Source organism: Moorena producens PAL-8-15-08-1, assembly GCF_001767235.1.
GTDB lineage: Bacteria > Cyanobacteriota > Cyanobacteriia > Cyanobacteriales > Coleofasciculaceae > Moorena > Moorena producens_A.
Genome location: NZ_CP017599.1, coordinates 8,672,302 through 8,690,063, shown reverse-complemented (window position 1 = coordinate 8,690,063; position 17,762 = coordinate 8,672,302). Strand labels below are relative to the sequence as shown.

Sequence of the window (17,762 nt, the reverse complement as noted above, 5' to 3'; positions counted from 1 at the left end):
ACTTTAAGTTGAGTTTACCAAATTTTTATCTATTTGTGGGAAGTTTCGGAAAAATCTGAGTGGAAACCATGCCAGTCCTTTTTCTTTCTGTTTCCTTCACTCCTGTTCTGCCTACTTCTGGCTTCTTTCCCCTCACCCTACCCAAACCTCCCAAACCTCCCACACTCCCGACTCCCGATTCCCTATCTCCCAATTACCGATTACCAATAGTTTCTTTAAAAGCTGGACGTTCAGACAAACGCATCAGATAATCAGCAACAGCTGGATACTCTTTAAAATCCAAATTTACCAGTATTTGGGCATAAAATAAATAAGACCCTACTGCAATATCCACCACACTGAAATTATCCCCTAACAAAAACGGTTTATCCGTTAATAGTTCATTTAGTGGCTTCAACAAACTGGGCGTTTCTTTCTCCCGTCTATCTTCCAAAAACAATCCTAGTCCTAAGGTAGCATTAGCAAACAACACCCACTGCACAATCTCCGACTGTTCTTCCAGAGAAATAGGGTTTTCTCCATACTTATTAGCTAGGTAAACCAAAATTGCTCCCGACTCCCAAAGTTTGAAGTCCCCATCCACAATTGCTGGCACTTTCCCCATCGGATTAATCGACAGGTATTCCGGCTGTTTATGCTCTCCAGCTTTAAGATCCAACACTACATACTCATAGGGCACTTTCAACTCCTCAAGATACCACTGAACAATGGCAGCTCGGGTGCGAATACCACCATAAAGTTTTAGTTGTGGAGACGATTGACTGACTTGAAAATTTTCTTGACTACTGAATCCTGAGTCTTGAGTAGGATAAGAGATTGTTCTAGATCTAGATTCGTTTACCTTCGGAGTATACCAAAGGGAACAGGGAACAGGGAACAGGGAACAGGGAATAGGCAAGAGGCAAGAGGCAAGAGGCAAGAGGCAATAGTAAAACAATTATGAGGTACACTTTTCAATCTCAAAGTCCCCCTTATTAAGGGGGATAATGGGGGATCAATTTGTACCTGATGGGATATAGAGTAATGTTTTAGGGAGCAGGGAGCAGGGAGCAGGTAATAGGCAAGAGGCAAGAGGCAAGAGGCAAGAGGCAAGAGTAAAACAATTATGAGGTACACTTTTCAATCTAAAAGTCCCCCTTATTAAGGGGGATAATGGGGGATCAATTTGTACCTGATGGGATATAGAGTTAGGTAAAATATATAGCAGTTTTCAGGATAATGAAGTCCACAATATTTTTATCCTCTTAGCTCTTAGTTCTTACCTCGTTTGACTTCACCGCTCCCTACTCCCTACTCCCGACTAGTTTTTTACAAAACTTTTCAAAATATGTTATAATAAAGTTTTTTTTATGCTACACTATAAAAGTGGGCGCGCGCGACGTGAAAGCGTCAAGTTGAACCAAAGCCTGAAATGGCTTTCTGGAGAGTGCATCCTCCAGCCTGCCGAGATGAGGGGGGAAGAGTAATCGGAACCTGAGTGCAGATTCTCGATAAAGTCCTGTAGAAATACAGGAAATAGCACCCAAGGTCGGAATCACACCGCCGCAAGTGCTAGCAGGAAGATACCCAATGGTTAACGAAAGTGAACATCTATAAAAGCTTCGTAACTGTTGAACAGTGAAACGTGATTGAAACACTGTAGCCAAAAGGGCACCGAGTTCGATAATAAGTGATTGGGGATTGCGTCCTTCTCAATCTGATGCAACGAAGAACTCCGGAGCAAAGGATGAACCTAAAGGGATATCGAAAACTTCACTTGATGAACACGGTAACCCCTGAAATTTCAACCGCCAATAAATGGCAAAGCGGATTGCAAAAGAAGCCCAGGGTTGACAGGGAGTAGGAGACCTGAAAAAGCAAATGATGTCACGACGAAAGTCAACGGGAAATCATAACCGGACATATAGATTCCTATGAATCATACCGAGAGGTAGCAGACGTCAGGTTGGTCTAATCAGAATGTTCCAAGAATTGAGGAATAGAGACTCACCCCGATGAAAAGTAGAACCAATACTGGTACTGGAGTCTGGGACTGGACTGAGATAGACTGGAAAGTCATCAATAAACAGGTTCTCAAACTTCAAAGAAGAATATTCAGGGCAACCAAAGAAGCTCAACTAAAAGGCAGCGGATGGGATAAGGTGAAAAATCTGATGAAACTAATTATAAATAGCAAGTCAGCATTAGCCTTAGCAATACAGACAGTTACGGTTAAAAACAAAGGAAGGAACACTCCAGGAATAGACGGTTATGTAGCCATCAAAACCGAAGAGAAAAACCGACTAATGAAAAACTGGAACTGGAATGAAGTAAGCCCCACCAAGAGAGTCTATATACCTAAATCAAATGGGAATAAAAGACCCTTAGGAATACCAACCATAAAAGACCGAATAGGTCAAGCCATAATAAAAATGGCATATGAACCAGTATTCGAGGTAAGCTTTGAACCCAATAGTTACGGATTCAGACCTGGAAGAAGCTGTCACGACGCCATCCAAGAAGTGTTCGCTGGCCTCAAAAAGGGTAGCTCACACCACTGGGTTCTTGATGCAGATATTAAAGGAGCATTTGACAATATATCTCATGGCTTCATCATGGATAAATTGGAAGGACTACCGAAAAGAAGTCTAATCAAGAAATGGCTAAAATGTGGATACGTGGATAACAGGATATTCCATCCAACCAACTCAGGAACACCCCAAGGCGGAATCATCAGCCCACTACTAGCAAATATAGCCCTCGATGGACTCCAAGAAGTCATATCCGAAAAATGTAAGATAGATTACACAACTCGAAGTAGAGGGAAAACCATAAATAAGAAAAAGGAGGTAGATAAATACAGATTTGCTAGATACGCAGATGACTTCGTAATCACCAGCCAAACAAAAGAAAACCTGGAAGAAATAATCCCCAGAGTAGAAAAATGGCTAAGAGAAAGGGGGCTGGAACTCAACAGAGAAAAGACCAAAATCAGAAACATAATAGAAGAAGGTTTTTCCTTCCTGGGGTTCCAGATTCAACAAAGAAAGACAAAAACCCTGAGATTAGATAGCAAGAGGTACAAGAAGAAAGCACGAAAAATGCTTAAAAATCTAAAACCAAATGCTATAAGAATCCCGACACCAAACGCCAAAATCAGGGAGGAAATATGCTATTCATGTATAATAACACCTGACCAGGAAGAAGTTAAGAGATTCTTAAAGGAAATTCGTAGCATACTCAAGAATGAAGCTAGGGCACTAAATACAGAAGATGTAATCAAAAAGCTAAATCCGAAGATTAGAGGATGGCTAAACTATTACAGATTCGTATGCTCCAAGAAAACATTCAACAATGTAAGGTGGAAAATTCTCAGTTCCATATACAGGTATCTAAAGAGACAACATCCAAAGAAAGCCTGGAAGTGGATTAAGAGGAAATACTTCAAAACCATTGACAAAGATACCTTGAACTTCTTCACCATATCAAGTGGAAAAAGAAAGAAAGAGGAAATCCTAGTCAACGCAGCCAAAGATGTACCTATTATCAGATTTGAAAAGGTAAAAGGAAACTCATCCCCCTTTGACCCTGACCTAAAAGAATATTGGAAGAAAAGGAAGACTAAATGGGGGAAGTCCAAATTTGCCAAAGGTAGCAAATACGAAAAGGTATATATTCACCAAAAAGGGATATGTCCTATTTGCAATCTACCTATCGAACTCGATGATAACTTCGAGGTACATCATACCATACCTATCAAGCGAGGCGGAAACAGTGAAACTAAGAATCTACAGATTCTACATAGTCACTGTCACAAAGCCAAACATAAGAAGCTTCACCAGGATACCTGATTAGGCTTGAGCCGGATGAGTATGAAAGTCTCAAGTCCGGTTCTTAGGGGAGGGAGAGATGGTAACATTTCTCACCTTACCCGACTGAGACGCCCGGAGTCAAGAGCTAGCCCGTAGATGTTGGACCGTCGGCGGGCTAGCTCTGGCTCCCCTACAAAAGGAGATAGTTTGATTATGATGTATTCTGAACGCCTTCATCCGTGGGTGGTCATTCGGCTGTTACCCAAGATGCAGCGGACAGTTGTTGCTCGCTTCCGGAACCGGTCGGATGCAGAGGGACACTTATGGGCTCTGAAACGATTAATGCCTGATGGTCAATTTGTGATTGTCTTTGACGTCGGTAATCTAGACCTCGGTAATCCAATGGATCAGGAATCCTAGGGGTATTGCAGCGGTCAGCGGTCAGCGGTCAGTGGTCAGCCTTCAGCCTTCAGCCTTCAGCGGTCAGTGGTCAGCGTGGCACAGGCTTCTAGCCTGTGAGTTAACCCATAAGCTGATTACTGATTACTGATTACTGATTACTGATTGCTGATTACTAATTACTGTTGGCGTAGCGCTTAAGCTGATTGCTAAAAGCTGATTGCTGATAGCTGATAACTGATCGCTGATAGTTGATAGCTCAGCAGCAGCAAACAACTCTGGTGTAGTATGTCACAATGAACCAGATAAATCTCTATCGCGCTACTATATTAATACTATTATGACTAAGTTTGTCTTCATCACTGGAGGGGTTGTATCCAGTATTGGCAAGGGGATTGTTGCTGCTAGCTTGGGACGTTTACTCAAATCCCGGAACTATTCCGTCTCCATTCTTAAACTAGACCCCTATATTAACGTAGATCCGGGCACCATGAGTCCCTACCAACATGGAGAAGTCTTCGTAACATCAGACGGTGCTGAGACAGATTTAGATTTAGGTCACTATGAACGCTTCACCGATACCTCGGTCTCTCGCCTCAACAGTGTCACCACTGGCTCGATTTATCAAGCGGTAATCAATAAAGAACGTCGGGGTGACTACCAGGGGGGGACAGTCCAGGTGATTCCCCACATTACCAATGAAATAAAACAGCGCATTCATCGAGTGGCCCAAAATTCCAATCCTGATGTATTGATTACAGAAATTGGTGGCACATTGGGGGATATTGAATCCCTACCGTTTTTGGAAGCAATTCGTCAATTCCGTAAGGATGTCGGGCGCAATCACGTACTTTATATGCACGTCACTCTATTACCTTGGATTCCTGCGGCTGGAGAAATAAAAACTAAGCCAACCCAGCACTCCGTAAAGGAATTGCGTGCTATTGGGATTCAACCAGATATTTTAATTTGCCGATGCGATCGCGCTTTGCCAGTGGGATTAAAAGATAAAATATCAGCATTCTGTGATGTACCAGTAGAGTCAGTTATTTCTGCACAGGACGCGAGCAGTATCTACGAAGTGCCCCTAATGCTAGAAAAAGAAGGACTGGCTCAGCAAACCCTAGAGTTATTCCAGATGGAGCAACGGGAACCGGATTTAACCCACTGGCAGCAGTTAGTTGAGCGTTTGCATCATCCCACTCATCACCTTGAAATTGCCATTGTTGGTAAGTATATCAAACTAACTGATGCCTATCTATCCGTTGTGGAAGCTTTGCAGCATGCTGCGATCGCAAAAGATACCAAAATCAAAATACACTGGGTTAGTGCTGAGGATGTGGAAACTTACGGCCCTGAATCCTTCCTAAACAGTTTTAACGGTATTCTTATTCCTGGAGGCTTTGGGATTCGGGGAGTAGATGGCAAAATTCAGGCCATTCGGTATGCTAGGGAAAATCAGATTCCCTTGCTGGGCTTATGTTTAGGGATGCAGTGTTCAGTAGTTGAATGGGCAAAGCACGTAGCCCTCTTAGAAGAAGCCCATAGTGCCGAGTTTTTCACTGATACCAAGAATCCCGTCATTCATCTATTGCCAGAGCAACAAGATGTAGTGGATTTAGGCGGTACCATGCGTTTAGGGCTCTACCCATGCCGTATAGCACCGAATACTCTAGCATCTTCCCTCTACCAAGAAGAAGTCATTTATGAGCGCCACCGCCACCGCTATGAATTTAATAACGCTTATCGCAACCTATTTCTAGAAACAGGTTATGTGATTAGTGGTAGTTCTCCCGATGGTCGCCTCGTGGAAATAATTGAATTGAAACAACACCCCTTCTTTATTGCCACTCAGTTCCACCCAGAATTTAGCTCCCGTCCCAGTCATCCCCATCCATTGTTTGTGGGATTTGTGCAAGCTGCCATTGACAAAGGACAAGTTAAACAGCCTAGTAATAACGGCAGTACTAGCGAAAACCAGCAATCCCCTGCGGAAGTAAGCTGCTAACTATGTGACGGGGTGCATCTCATATTTATTTGTAAAAAAGTTGCTAGTGGTGCTTCAGGGGGGGCCTCATTGTCTTGATGCAGTCGCTCATGGGGGAAACCACGCCAGTTGCTCATGGGGGGAACCACGGCAGTCGCTCATGGGGGGGACCCCCAAGACCGCGCTGCCTCCCCAAGACCGCACTGGCTCCCCAAGACCGCGCTGCATCGCTTTCCGCCTCGTAGTCAGGGTTTAGACAGCCCGCCCCGTAACGCACCACCTTGTCAAACAACAAAAATGAGATGCACCCTATGTGACGCAAGTTCTTTCGGTATCGATCAGGGTAAATAGAGCAACGTGGGTAACTTATGTCGCAGATTAGGGTATGAATGACATCATACCCGAGAATTCTCCTCCATCAAAAGATGATTCCACAGAAATTATCCGGCTCTGAGGAATAAAGCCCTGAAATATGACTTAGCTTGATCAGCAGCTAGGCAACAGTGTCTTGATGCAGTCGCTCATGGGGGAAACCCCCAAGACCGCGCTGCATCGCTGAAGTACCCCAACCGACACGAAGTAGGTTGGGGCTTCCAACTTGCGCTCAATTCAGGGACAGTCTTAAGAGAATGAAGAATGAAGAATTAAGAATGAAGAATTAAGAATGAAGAATTAAGAATGAAGAATTAAGAATCCAATTCTAAATTATAAATTCTTAATTTTTCCTATCCTGGTTAACTATTTATCCTTTAATAACTAACTAGTAACCAGTAACCAGTGTTAATTAACAACAAGTAACCAGTAATCTCAATAAAAAAAGCAATCCTAAATGAATTGTGATCATTTTTGTTCCCTGTTCCCTATTCCCTATTCCCTGTTCCCTTTGCGAAATTGATTAACTCGAATCATTCGCGTAGGGTGGCCAAAGGCCATCGAATTGGTAATTGCTAGTATTACCAACCCGTTATCCCAATAAGGAGGTTTTGTGAGTTACTGGATAAAAGTTAATTACGATCATCGAGAATATGTCATTGATCTGGACCGGCTTAGTACATTCACCCATGGTCCCAACGGAAAAATAACCTTCTGGTTACCCGATAGTACTATCCCCATTATTGTCAACCGTCAAAATGACCCAGACGGTTATCAACGAGTGGTCAACTACATTCAAAAGTTATCAGCACGATCACCTAATGGTTTTTGGATTACATTCAATTATGAGCGTCATGATTATATCCTTGACCTCAACAAAATCAGTAGTTTTTGTCACTACCCAAATCAGAGATTAACCTTTTGGTTACCTGACAGTTCCATGCCCATCATTATTAGCGAACAAAAATATCCAGACATTTATCATAAGATAATAGACTACATTGAACAAAAAACTGGCTACCTACTAACGTAATTATAGAATTAAGAATTAAAAATTAAGAATTAAAAATTAAGAATTAAGAATTGAGAATTGAGAATTGAGAATTATACATGCTACATTCTGGCTTCTGGCTTCTGGCTTCTGCCTTCTGCCTTCTAGATTCTGGCTTCTGGCTTGGGTACATCTCATTTTTGTTGTTTGACAAGGTGGTGCGTTACGGGCAGCAACATAACCAAGGGCTAGAGGCGGAAAGCGATGCAGCGCGGTCTTGGGGAGGCAGCGCGGTCTTGGGGAGGCAGCGCGGTCTTGGGGGTCCCCCCCATGAGCGACTGCCGTGGTTTCCCCCATGAGCAACTGCCGTGGTTTCCCCCATGAGCGACTGCATCAAGACAATGAGGCTCCCCCTGAAGCACCACTAGCAACTTTTTTACAAATATGAGATGCACCCTCTGGCTTCTGCCTTCTACATTCTTAATTCTAAATTCTTAATTCCCCATTCTTAATTCTAAATTCTTAATTCCCCATTCTTAATTCTACATTCTTAATTCTACATTCTTAATTCAATGTAATTACTGTAACTTCTGGTGGACAAAATAGACGACCTGGCCAATAAGTTCCTAAACCACGATTAGTGTATAATTGGTTTCTACCGATCCGATGTAGACCCTCGGACCATTCCCAATGGTTAGTTACTTTTGAACATACTTTCAAATACGGTATCCAGGGCTGCACAGATCTAGGAATATACTTGCGGAGAGTTTTCAACAATGCTGGCGCAGGTCCGATTCCTGGAATCACAATCTGACCACCATGGGTATGACCAGACAACTGCAAATCCACTCGCCAACGCTGTAATATCTCCGCAGTATCAGGGTTGTGGGATAAGACAATCCGGGGTGTTTTGGGGTCAAGTTGATTGAGCACTGGACCAGGATTGAAATCACCAGACCAAAAATCAGCAAGCCCTACTAGAGGTAATTGTGCTCCAAACGGATAAGCGATCGCATTCCACAACACCTTCACACCAATCTTAGTTAGAGCCTTAGTAACTGTTGCTTTGGAATGAGGCCAGACTAAATCATGGTTACCCAGTACAGCATAGATTCCATGGCGACTTTCCAGGTGCTTCAATCGCCGCACTAGTAGATAAATCGGAGTTGGGCTATTGGTTACATAGTCGCCAGTTAAGACGACTAGATCAGGTTCAGCTTGATTAGCGGCTTCAATAGCGTCAGCTAAGATATTTTCTCGTAACTGCTGTCGATCATAATGTAAATCGGATAGTTGTACAAGCTTTGTGCCTCGCAATGACGTAGGTAAATCAGCGATCGCAACGGTGATTTTTTCTACCCTTATCGGTCCTGAAAATATCCAATTCATCCAGCTAATCGTGAGGGTCATTAAACACTTGCCTCCAGCATAGCTCAGCCATCAGCTATCAGCCATCAGCTATCAGCTATCAGCTATCAGCTAAGGCTGACGGCTGACGGCTGACGGCTGACCGCTGACCGCTGATAGCTTAAAATATAATTTACAATTAGGGAGAAAATCAGGATTTTTTTTGATTAATAAAAATCTTGACCTTATCTTTTGACCAGGCTTGAGTATAACTTCTTTTTTGGTAAGTTATTTCCTCAGCTTGGTTTGTTTTATCAGGTTCAGGTTTAGTTGAAAAAATTGCACAAGGAATAAATTTGCTATTGCTCGAAAGTTCAGACTTACTAGCTGATGTATTTTTAACGTTTATATGTTTAATCCTCACTGGTGAATCAGTCTGTTCTTGTAACAGTATCCACAATGGGTATTCCCAGTCATTGTCACCTAAATACAGTCCAATATCTGTACATTGACTACTTTTAAACACATCAATAGCACCGAGGTAACCTGATTGGATTCGAGACCTACTGTTAAAATATTGCTCAGTACGGCTAGTGTTAAAAATACTGTTAGCGCCCACAACAGGTCGTTCTCTGCCAGATAATGCCCATGGTAATGATGTGATGATCAGAACCACTGCTATAATATTGGCAACTTGAGGTAGCTTAATTTGGGACAATACTATTCCCACTACTGCAGAAAAAAGTAAGAAAATTGGTAAATGAAGCCGACTATTCCACCATTGCCATTTCAACAGGAAACAAAATAGTATAACTATGCCAATAATAGCAGCAATATAACTAATTATATAGCGTTGCTTTCGACCCTGTCGTTGGATGAAACAAGCGATGATGGAGAAAACGATTAAAACTAGATGAAGGGTGTTGCTGGTATTGTTTTCCGTAGCATTAATTCCCAGAGTTGATAATCCACCAGGAATCCCAAACTTGCCGATATAGGTGGTGCGGGGGTCACTAATATCTACACTTAAAACGAGATGGAATAAATTAATTATCTTATTGGAGATAGCATTAATAATCCCAATCGGTGTTCCCAGGTGAAGACCAATATTTCTCAAAATATTAGAAACTAAGACTGACGTTGTAAAAATTTCATTAGTATATCGTAGTTCTTCTGACGCTGTAGCAATTGGAGTGCCATACAAGTCGAAGTTACGGATATAGTGACCAAGATTAATAAAAATAACAATAATCCCTACCATTAAAATTGGCTTCCACCATCGCCAACGTAGGCGCTTAATCATTATCAGTGAAAACCAGATAAATAAGGGTAATGTATAAATATAGGCTGTTGCTTTCGTAACAATAGCCATGCCCATGGTAGCACCAACCCCTACTATAGTAATCCAGCTAACTCTGGATTTACAGCCGTTTTCAGATGAATTAACCTCACTACCTTTAGCTGCAAGCCCCCTAAATCCCCCAATTCTGGGGGACTTTAACTCAATTTCCCCTTCCGGTGCGCTTTCCGTAGGCGAATTAAATTCGCCACGGGTCGCACCGCAAAGTTGGGGGGCTAGGGGGGCGAAACTTGCTGTAAGAGTCAAAATAATCAAGTATGCCAAACAAAGCACCCAGAACGAAACCACATAATCATTCTGGGTACTTGACCCTTGTAGGATTCCCATGGGAATAGTCGCAGCGACGACAGCAGCAAAAATCTGTCCTCGTATAGTCGCTCCTAGTTGTTGAGCAATCAGAGATACCCCAATCACGCTACCAATCATACTGAACCATTGGACAAGATTAGCTAAGCGATCGCTTCCACTCAGGAGTTGAAAATGCATGATCGTAAATTCAGCCCAAGGGTTTTGGTAAAGCTGTCTGGGAATATGGGTAGGATAATGGGCAACACTGTGATGCTGCATCCAATGAAGCACACGACTCATGTGGTAAGTCATGGAATCCCAGGTGTTGGGAGGCGCAACCATAGCAGTTAAGCCTACGATAGCGATCACAAATCCAATACCTCCAAGTAAGACCAGTAAGAAACCAGAGATTTGGGCATTTCCATGTTGTGAAGCCTGGGTGCGGGTGACTCGTCCTGATTTAACAGTCCGAAAGTAGGCAACAATCAACGTCAGACTCAGTAAACCCCAGATTCCTGCTAACCAACCCCAAGTAATTAACTTAAATAAACTTAAAACTTCAGTGATAAAGGTTAATAAGACTCCCCAGGTAATCGCTGTCCACAATAGGGAACTACGCCAGCAAGAATTGTAACGATAGATGAAGAGAAATAAAACAGTGAAGGTAATTAGAGGGAGCAAAGCCAACATAGTTATTCAAAGGGAATAGGGAATAGGGAGTAGGGAGTAGGGAGTAGGGATTAGGGATTAGGTATTAGGGATTAGGGCACCAAAAATTATGACAATTCCTACAGGGATTGGTATAGTTAATTAATTTATAGTTAATGAATAGTTGATTAATGATGAAAATACTATCAAATCTGGTGGACTACTTATCCTATCTTTTCTGGGGTAATGGGTACTTGACAATTTACTATTATCCATTAACGTAACCCAAAAATCCAGTGAATATTTGGTCAGTGATTAGTAAGCTATCAGCTAATGGGCGTAGCCCATTAGCTGATAGCTGATAGCTGATAGCTGATCGCACCTCAAGTAGCGTGCGTGGCACAGGCTTCTAGCCTGTGATGTAGCCCATTAGCTGAATGCCCACCCGAGACGCTAAACACTGATAAGTTATTGTTTGACTACTCCCTAACGAAAAAGATTGTATTTTAAGATACAGAATATTGCCCTAAACCCATCCCTCCAGCCAATTTTTTTCCCTTCTTCGTAAGTGCGACCATAGTAAGATATTCCTACTTCATAGATACGGCATTTCTTTTTGGCAACCTTAGCAGTAATTTCCGGTTCAAACCCAAACCGAGATTCTTGGATTTTGATAGATTGGATAAGTTCACGCCGGAATGCCTTATAGCAGGTTTCCATATCCGTAAGGTTAATATTGGTAAACATATTGGAGAGCATGGTTAAAAATTTATTCCCCACCATATGCCAGTAATACACTACCCGATGAGGACCACCACCAGCGAAACGGGAGCCATAAACCACATCCGCTTTGCCATCAACAATCGGCTGCATTAACAACGGATATTCCTGGGGATCATACTCTAAATCAGCGTCTTGAATGATTACGATATCTCCAGTCGCCAAGCCAAAGCCAGTCCGTAACGCAGCTCCTTTACCCCGATTCTTGTGATGATAGACAACATGGTCAATTTGGGATTCCAGTGATGACTCTAAAATCTCTCTAGTGCCATCGGTTGAGTAGTCATCAACAACAATAATTTCACACTCTTTAACCGGAGATGCTTTAACAGCTTCAATAACATTAGCAATTGTGTTGACTTCGTTAAAACAGGGTATTACAACACTTAGCTTCATAAGCTTAAACCTTAACTAATAAGCAAATAATTTGATTAGATTAAAACTTTACATAATCTTTACATAATCCCCGCCCAATTCTCCTAGCCTTTGGTTAAGTCAAGAGTTTGAGGCACTAAACACTTCAACAAATCTTTACATAACCTTAGTGACATAAATAAGTGACATAAATAAAGTTATGCAAAGTTTCCCTGTGATTAGATGGGATTTATCCCTCAAATTCAGGGCAACACAAGGATTTATAGAGGATTTATAGATAGGTTTGAGGTTGACTACTTGACACCCTCAAGAAATTAGTATAATTCTACTGTAGGATTATAAATAGATCAACTAAATAGAGCAACATAGAGCAACTAACATAGAGCAACTACTAAACCATTACGCTCAAGGCTGATTGGGGAGTCGTTGCTGATTAGTATTTTGCTAAGCATATGCGCTACTTGAGGTGCTGCTTGAGGTGCCGTGAGCTAAAGGCTCACGCTACTTGAGGTGCGGTCAGCCGTCATACTTTGGCTGATAGCTTGTAGGGTGGGCAAAAATAGTTTGCTTATGGGTGAGTATTCTAGATTACACTACTTTGCCCACCCTACTTTAATTGGTCTGATAGCTGATAGCTGAATGCTGATAGCTGAACGCGCACGCGTGCGCGAGCGCGCATATGCTTACGTATTTGGACTAATGACTGATAACTAATGACTAATAACTAAACTAATGACTAATGTCATAGGCTTGATAGCACCCTTAGATTAGGGGCGCTAGACATTAAGTACTAAAACCTAAAACCCAAAACCTAACAGCTAACACCATTAACCTAAAAAAAATTCCATCAACCAAGAGAGTATGTCTTTGGATACCAGTAATGACTACACAAAATCAGAAGAATCTCACCTTAGTGATTCTTCCTTATCCTTGGTGATTCCCACCTATAACGAGAGTAGAAACATCGGGGAGCTAATTAGAATCCTGAGCAATTTGCTCGATGAAGCTATACCAAACCAATACGAACTGATTGTAGTAGATGACGATAGTCCCGATCGTACCTGGGAAATCGCCCAGGCTCTGATGTCGGACTATCCACAGTTACAGGTAATTCGCCGTCAGCATGAACGGGGGTTATCTACAGCAGTTATTCACGGGTGGAAGGCAGGTACTGGAAAAATTTTGGGGGTAATTGATGGAGATTTACAGCATCCACCAGAGATATTAGCAAAACTTTTGGTAGCAATGGAGGATGGAGCCGATATCGCCATTGCTAGTCGTCATGTAGACGATGGTGGTGTTAGTGATTGGAGTGTAGTGAGGCGTTTCTTATCCAGAGGTGCTCAACTTTTAGGATTATCGATTTTACCAGAGGTGATCGGTCGTGTTTCTGACCCGATGAGCGGTTATTTTATGGTACGCCGTAGTGCCATTCATGAAAAAGACCTCAATCCTCTGGGTTACAAGATTCTAATTGAAGTGCTAGCTAGGGGAAAAATTGGCCGGATTGCAGAAGTTGGCTATGTATTTCAAGAGAGACTCTCAGGAGAAAGCAAAGTTACCTGGAAGCAGTATGTAGACTATATTAGACACTTACTCCGGTTAAGGTTTTCTCTCGGAACCATTGGTCAACTTAGAAAACGCATTCCCTTCCCTTTAAAGCGGTTTATTCGTTTTGGCTTAGTAGGATTCAGTGGCGTATTTGTGGATATGACTGTGCTTTACTTACTCCATGACCCTGCTAGTTTAGGTTGGGGACTCACCCGCAGTAAAATTATTGCTGCTGAAGCGGCCATTATGAATAACTTTATTTGGAATGATGCCTGGACGTTTAGGGATATAGCCAGTCAGCAGTGGGGATGGGGTAAGCGATTGAAACGGTTTTTGAAGTTTAACCTGGTCTGTTTGATCGGTTTGTGCCTAAATGTGCTGTTGTTGAATCTGTTGTTTAATCTCCTGGGAATTAACTATCTGATGGCAAATGGTATTGCGATCGCAGCCGTTACTTTCTGGAATTTCTGGATTAATCTAAAACTCAACTGGCGAGTGACGCAAAAATAAAGATAACCAGTTAATTGTTGACTGTTGACCGTCAACAGCAAAAGGTTTTAGGTTTTAGGTTTTAGGTTTTAGGTTTTAGGTTTTAGGTTTTAGGGAGTAGGGAGTAGGGAGTAGGGGTAATAAAATTTAATGTACTTCATAACAAGATAGCGTTTATAGGACTCATGAGGTACACAAAATTATTTGACTATTGGCTCTTGCCTCTTCTCTCTTACCTGCTCCCTGCTCCCTGCTCCCTACTCCCTGCTCCCTGCTCCCTGCTCCCTACTCCCTGCTCCCTACTCCCTGCTCCCTGCTCCCTGCTCCCTACTCCCTGCTCCCTGCTCCCTGCTCCCTGTTCCCTAAAATCTAGAAATTGTGTACCTCACAAGTAGTATAATTGCTATATATGGTAAACAAATTGCAGCAAACCCGTAGATTTACATCAACTTGGTTAGGGCTTTTAATTATTATCCTGTTGATGCTAGGAATAGTGTTTCGATTCGTAAATCTTGACCAAAAGACCTACTGGATTGATGAAACCTTTACCTCGCTACGGATTTCTGGTTATCGATTGTCAGACATGATACCCGAAATTTCTAATGGCGATGCGATCGCTATTAAAGAATTACATAAGTATCAGCAGACAAATCCAGAAAAACAACTGATTGGTACCATTAAGGGATTGGCGTTTGAAGAACCTCAACATCCCCCATTATATTACGTAATGGCGCGATTTTGGTCACAGTTATTTGGCAATTCAGTAGCAGTGAGGAGAAGTTTTTCAGCTCTGATTAGCTTGCTGGTGTTTCCTGCTATCTATTGGTTATGTCAAGAATTATTCGATTCATCCTTGGTGGGATGGGTAGCTATGGCCTTAGTTGCCGTTTCTCCCTTTCAGGTCTTGTATGCCCAAGCAGCAAGACAGTATGGCTTATGGACAGTAACGATTTTGCTATCAAGTGCAGCACTGTTACGGGCAATACGGTTAACCAAACGAAGAAACACGACTAATAAGATTAGAGATATCCTACACTTTATCTCTACCTGGGGAATTTACGCCCTCACCTTAGTGACAGGATTTTATACGTTTTTATTTTCTATCTTAGTAGCCATCAGTCATGGCATCTATGTATTGGTAACAGAACGGTTCCGCTTTAGTAAAATTATTGTTTACTATGGGCTATCATCCTTAATGGCTTTGATGGTATTTGTTCCTTGGTTACTGATTTCTAACAGTAACCTTTCTAAGGTATCCAGCAAAACCAAATGGGCACTCCAAGAAGTTCCTTTATCATCATTAGCCCAAACCTGGCTGATTAATATTAATCGAAATTTCTTTGATCTCAACCAAGGCTTAAATTTCCCCAGTGTAGTAGTCTCTGTAATAATCTTAATCCTAGTCGGCTATGCCATTTACTTTCTTTGTCGTCATAGTCCCAAACGAGTTAGTCTATTCATCTTGACATTAATTGGAGTTACCGCCGTAGCCCTAGTGCTACCGGATCTAATTTCCGGAGGTAAGCGTTCTAGTGTAACTCGCTATCTAATTCCCTGTTATCTTGGTATTCAGCTAGCAGTTGCTTACCTATTTACTAACAAAATAACTAACAAAATAACTAACAAAATAACTAGCATTTTTCAGGGAGTATGGCAACAGAAGCTATGGCGACTCGGAATGATTTTACTACTGTCTGGTGGAATTCTCTCCTGTGTGATCAGTTCTCAATCGGAATTTTGGTGGAACAAGTATACTAGTGCTAACCATACCCAGGTAGCAGCAGTTATTAACCAGGCTGAGCAACCCCTCTTGCTGACAAAAAGTCTGGAATTGATATCCCTGTCTTACCTTCTCGACCCCAAAGTGAAGTTTGGCTGGTTAAGCCAGAAATCCGTAAAGATGCCTAATGGCGAAAAAAGCAAACAGTTAATCATCCCCGAAAATACCGATGAATTCAGTGATGTATTTTTATATAATCCATCTAGGGAGTTGCGAGAAAAAATCGAGAAACAATACAACTATAAATCAGAACTTATTGGCAAATGGAACCATAAACTTGAACCAACCTACGAAATTAAAACGTTTCTGTGGAAACTAGTAAAGTAATAAACCTAAGCAGCATTTAGCTATCAGCCGTCAGCCGTCAGCCGTCAGCCGTCAGCCGTCAGCCGTCAGCCGTCAGCCGTCAGCTTTCAGCTTATTTTATTAAAAGGTGCGCTTTCCGCATCTAATTATTAAATTCGCCACGGGTCGCACCTAAAAGCACCGATTGCGCTACGCGCACGCTGCGCGAACAGTAGCCTGGCCACAGGCCCAAAGCTGATAGCTGATAGCTGATAGCTGATAGCTGACGGCTCAATACTTACGTCCTGTTTATAATAACCCTATAATCAAAGGAGCTTGATCATGGCAATGATTTGCCGTAAATACGGCTTACTCTACCTGATGGCACCGCGAACTGGTTGCACAGCAGTAGAAGATGTCCTGGAAAAAAAGCTAGAAGGCGAACTAGTCCCCGCCCAAGACATCCTAGACGCCAACGGAAAATTTTTGATGCACAGAAGACATCATTCTCTACGAGAGATGTTCAGACGTAATCTTTTGACAGAAAAAGAGGCAGCATCTTATCTAAAATTTAGTTGTATTCGCAACCCTTTTGACAGTTTAGCTTCCGACTATGTAAAAAGAGCCTCAAAATACCAACACTTTATCGCTGACTCTACATCATGGGTTCACCGTCTACCGGGTTATATAGAAGACATGGAATTTTGCAAAACCCATTCATTTAATGATTGGATTGAGAAACACTATGGCTCTATTTACGGAAATGGACTGAAACGAACCGTTCAATCCCTGGTTCGGAATACTAATCGAAACCGAGTTAAACAGTTTCTAGGTCTTCCAGCTGAACCGTATACACTCTACGGAAACTATACCAAAGGTATGGATACTGTGATGCGTTTTGAAACTCTTCAGGATGATTTTGACAGAGTCCTGGATAAAGCTGGAGTGCCCTTCAAAGTCCAAATACCAGTGATCAACAAAACCGAAGAAAGAAAGAAAAACTATCGAGAGTACTATAATGAGCGATCGCGAAAAATTGTCCAGTACGTTTTTAACAAAGAAATAAAGCGCTACGGTTACGAATTTTGAACAACCTAGTAGCGGTTAGCTGGCAGGCATTAGAAGCCCCACACCTAATGCGTAGCATAGGTGTGGGATGAATTTTGCACAGGGTATGTATGGAATTGCGCTTAATATATGTCCTGATCAACAAAGCCGAACGCGCCCCGCGTGGCCTACGGCCTTAAATGCTGGGCAAGTCAGCTATTAAAGAGCGAAAAAATCGAATTTTTGTATTGTAAGGCGTGGGTCGGGGCATC

15 protein-coding genes are annotated in these 17,762 nt (G+C 42.2%); 9 read left to right on the top strand and 6 right to left on the bottom strand.

The window, feature by feature from the left end; genetic code table 11:
• Positions 1-193: 193 nt before the first annotated feature.
• Both BJP34_RS31875 and BJP34_RS41480 read right to left on the bottom strand, forming a co-directional pair.
• Positions 194-919 (bottom strand): glutathione S-transferase family protein, encoded by a 726-nt coding sequence (locus BJP34_RS31875; RefSeq protein ID WP_324610984.1) that lies wholly within the window; start codon positions 917-919, stop codon positions 194-196.
• Positions 838-1,116: a hypothetical protein gene (locus BJP34_RS41480; protein ID WP_149031284.1), complete on the bottom strand. Its 279-nt coding sequence runs from the start codon at positions 1,114-1,116 to the stop codon at positions 838-840. Before BJP34_RS41480 ends, BJP34_RS31875 begins: the two co-directional genes overlap by 82 nt.
• A gap of 878 nt (positions 1,117-1,994) precedes the next feature.
• Here BJP34_RS41480 and BJP34_RS31870 point away from each other — a divergent pair.
• From BJP34_RS31870 to BJP34_RS31855, 5 genes are all read left to right on the top strand, one after another.
• Positions 1,995-3,830, top strand: coding sequence for a reverse transcriptase domain-containing protein (locus BJP34_RS31870; RefSeq protein WP_070393634.1), 1,836 nt, complete (start codon positions 1,995-1,997; stop codon positions 3,828-3,830).
• Between the two features lie 174 nt (positions 3,831-4,004).
• Complete coding sequence (locus BJP34_RS31865) at positions 4,005-4,211, top strand: hypothetical protein (protein ID WP_070396987.1); 207 nt, start codon at positions 4,005-4,007, stop codon at positions 4,209-4,211.
• A gap of 319 nt (positions 4,212-4,530) precedes the next feature.
• The gene (locus BJP34_RS31860; RefSeq protein ID WP_070395807.1) at positions 4,531-6,198 is read left to right on the top strand and encodes a CTP synthase; all 1,668 of its coding nucleotides are present in this window, start codon (positions 4,531-4,533) and stop codon (positions 6,196-6,198) included.
• 77 nt (positions 6,199-6,275) lie between these two features.
• Complete coding sequence (locus BJP34_RS44925) at positions 6,276-6,422, top strand: hypothetical protein (RefSeq protein ID WP_158517572.1); 147 nt, start codon at positions 6,276-6,278, stop codon at positions 6,420-6,422.
• Positions 6,423-7,162: 740 nt separating this feature from the next.
• On the top strand, positions 7,163-7,582 hold the full coding sequence (locus BJP34_RS31855; protein WP_070395806.1) for a hypothetical protein: 420 nt from the start codon (positions 7,163-7,165) through the stop codon (positions 7,580-7,582).
• 181 nt (positions 7,583-7,763) lie between these two features.
• On the opposite strand, the gene BJP34_RS48065 is transcribed toward BJP34_RS31855, so the two are convergent.
• The 4 genes from BJP34_RS48065 to BJP34_RS31835 all read right to left on the bottom strand — a co-directional run bounded on the left by BJP34_RS48065 (position 7,764) and on the right by BJP34_RS31835 (position 12,359).
• A complete protein-coding gene (locus tag BJP34_RS48065) occupies positions 7,764-7,934 on the bottom strand; it encodes a hypothetical protein (protein WP_229424125.1) in 171 nt (56 codons plus the stop codon).
• Positions 7,935-8,104: 170 nt separating this feature from the next.
• On the bottom strand, positions 8,105-8,950 hold the full coding sequence (locus tag BJP34_RS31845) for a metallophosphoesterase (RefSeq protein WP_229424124.1): 846 nt from the start codon (positions 8,948-8,950) through the stop codon (positions 8,105-8,107).
• A gap of 148 nt (positions 8,951-9,098) precedes the next feature.
• Positions 9,099-11,225: a hypothetical protein gene (locus BJP34_RS31840; protein ID WP_070395804.1), complete on the bottom strand. Its 2,127-nt coding sequence runs from the start codon at positions 11,223-11,225 to the stop codon at positions 9,099-9,101.
• Between the two features lie 444 nt (positions 11,226-11,669).
• A complete protein-coding gene (locus BJP34_RS31835) occupies positions 11,670-12,359 on the bottom strand; it encodes a glycosyltransferase family 2 protein (protein WP_070395803.1) in 690 nt (229 codons plus the stop codon).
• 840 nt (positions 12,360-13,199) lie between these two features.
• On the opposite strand from BJP34_RS31835, the gene BJP34_RS31830 reads away from it, so the two are divergent.
• From BJP34_RS31830 to BJP34_RS31820, 4 genes are all read left to right on the top strand, one after another.
• Positions 13,200-14,399, top strand: a complete 1,200-nt coding sequence (locus tag BJP34_RS31830) for a glycosyltransferase (RefSeq protein WP_070395802.1) — start codon at positions 13,200-13,202, stop codon at positions 14,397-14,399.
• A gap of 164 nt (positions 14,400-14,563) precedes the next feature.
• Positions 14,564-14,773, top strand: coding sequence for a hypothetical protein (locus BJP34_RS41470; protein WP_149031283.1), 210 nt, complete (start codon positions 14,564-14,566; stop codon positions 14,771-14,773).
• A 14-nt stretch (positions 14,774-14,787) separates the two neighbouring features.
• Positions 14,788-16,485, top strand: a complete 1,698-nt coding sequence (locus BJP34_RS31825; RefSeq protein ID WP_070395801.1) for a glycosyltransferase family 39 protein — start codon at positions 14,788-14,790, stop codon at positions 16,483-16,485.
• A gap of 300 nt (positions 16,486-16,785) precedes the next feature.
• Positions 16,786-17,532, top strand: a complete 747-nt coding sequence (locus BJP34_RS31820; protein WP_070395800.1) for a sulfotransferase family 2 domain-containing protein — start codon at positions 16,786-16,788, stop codon at positions 17,530-17,532.
• Positions 17,533-17,762 lie beyond the last annotated feature (230 nt).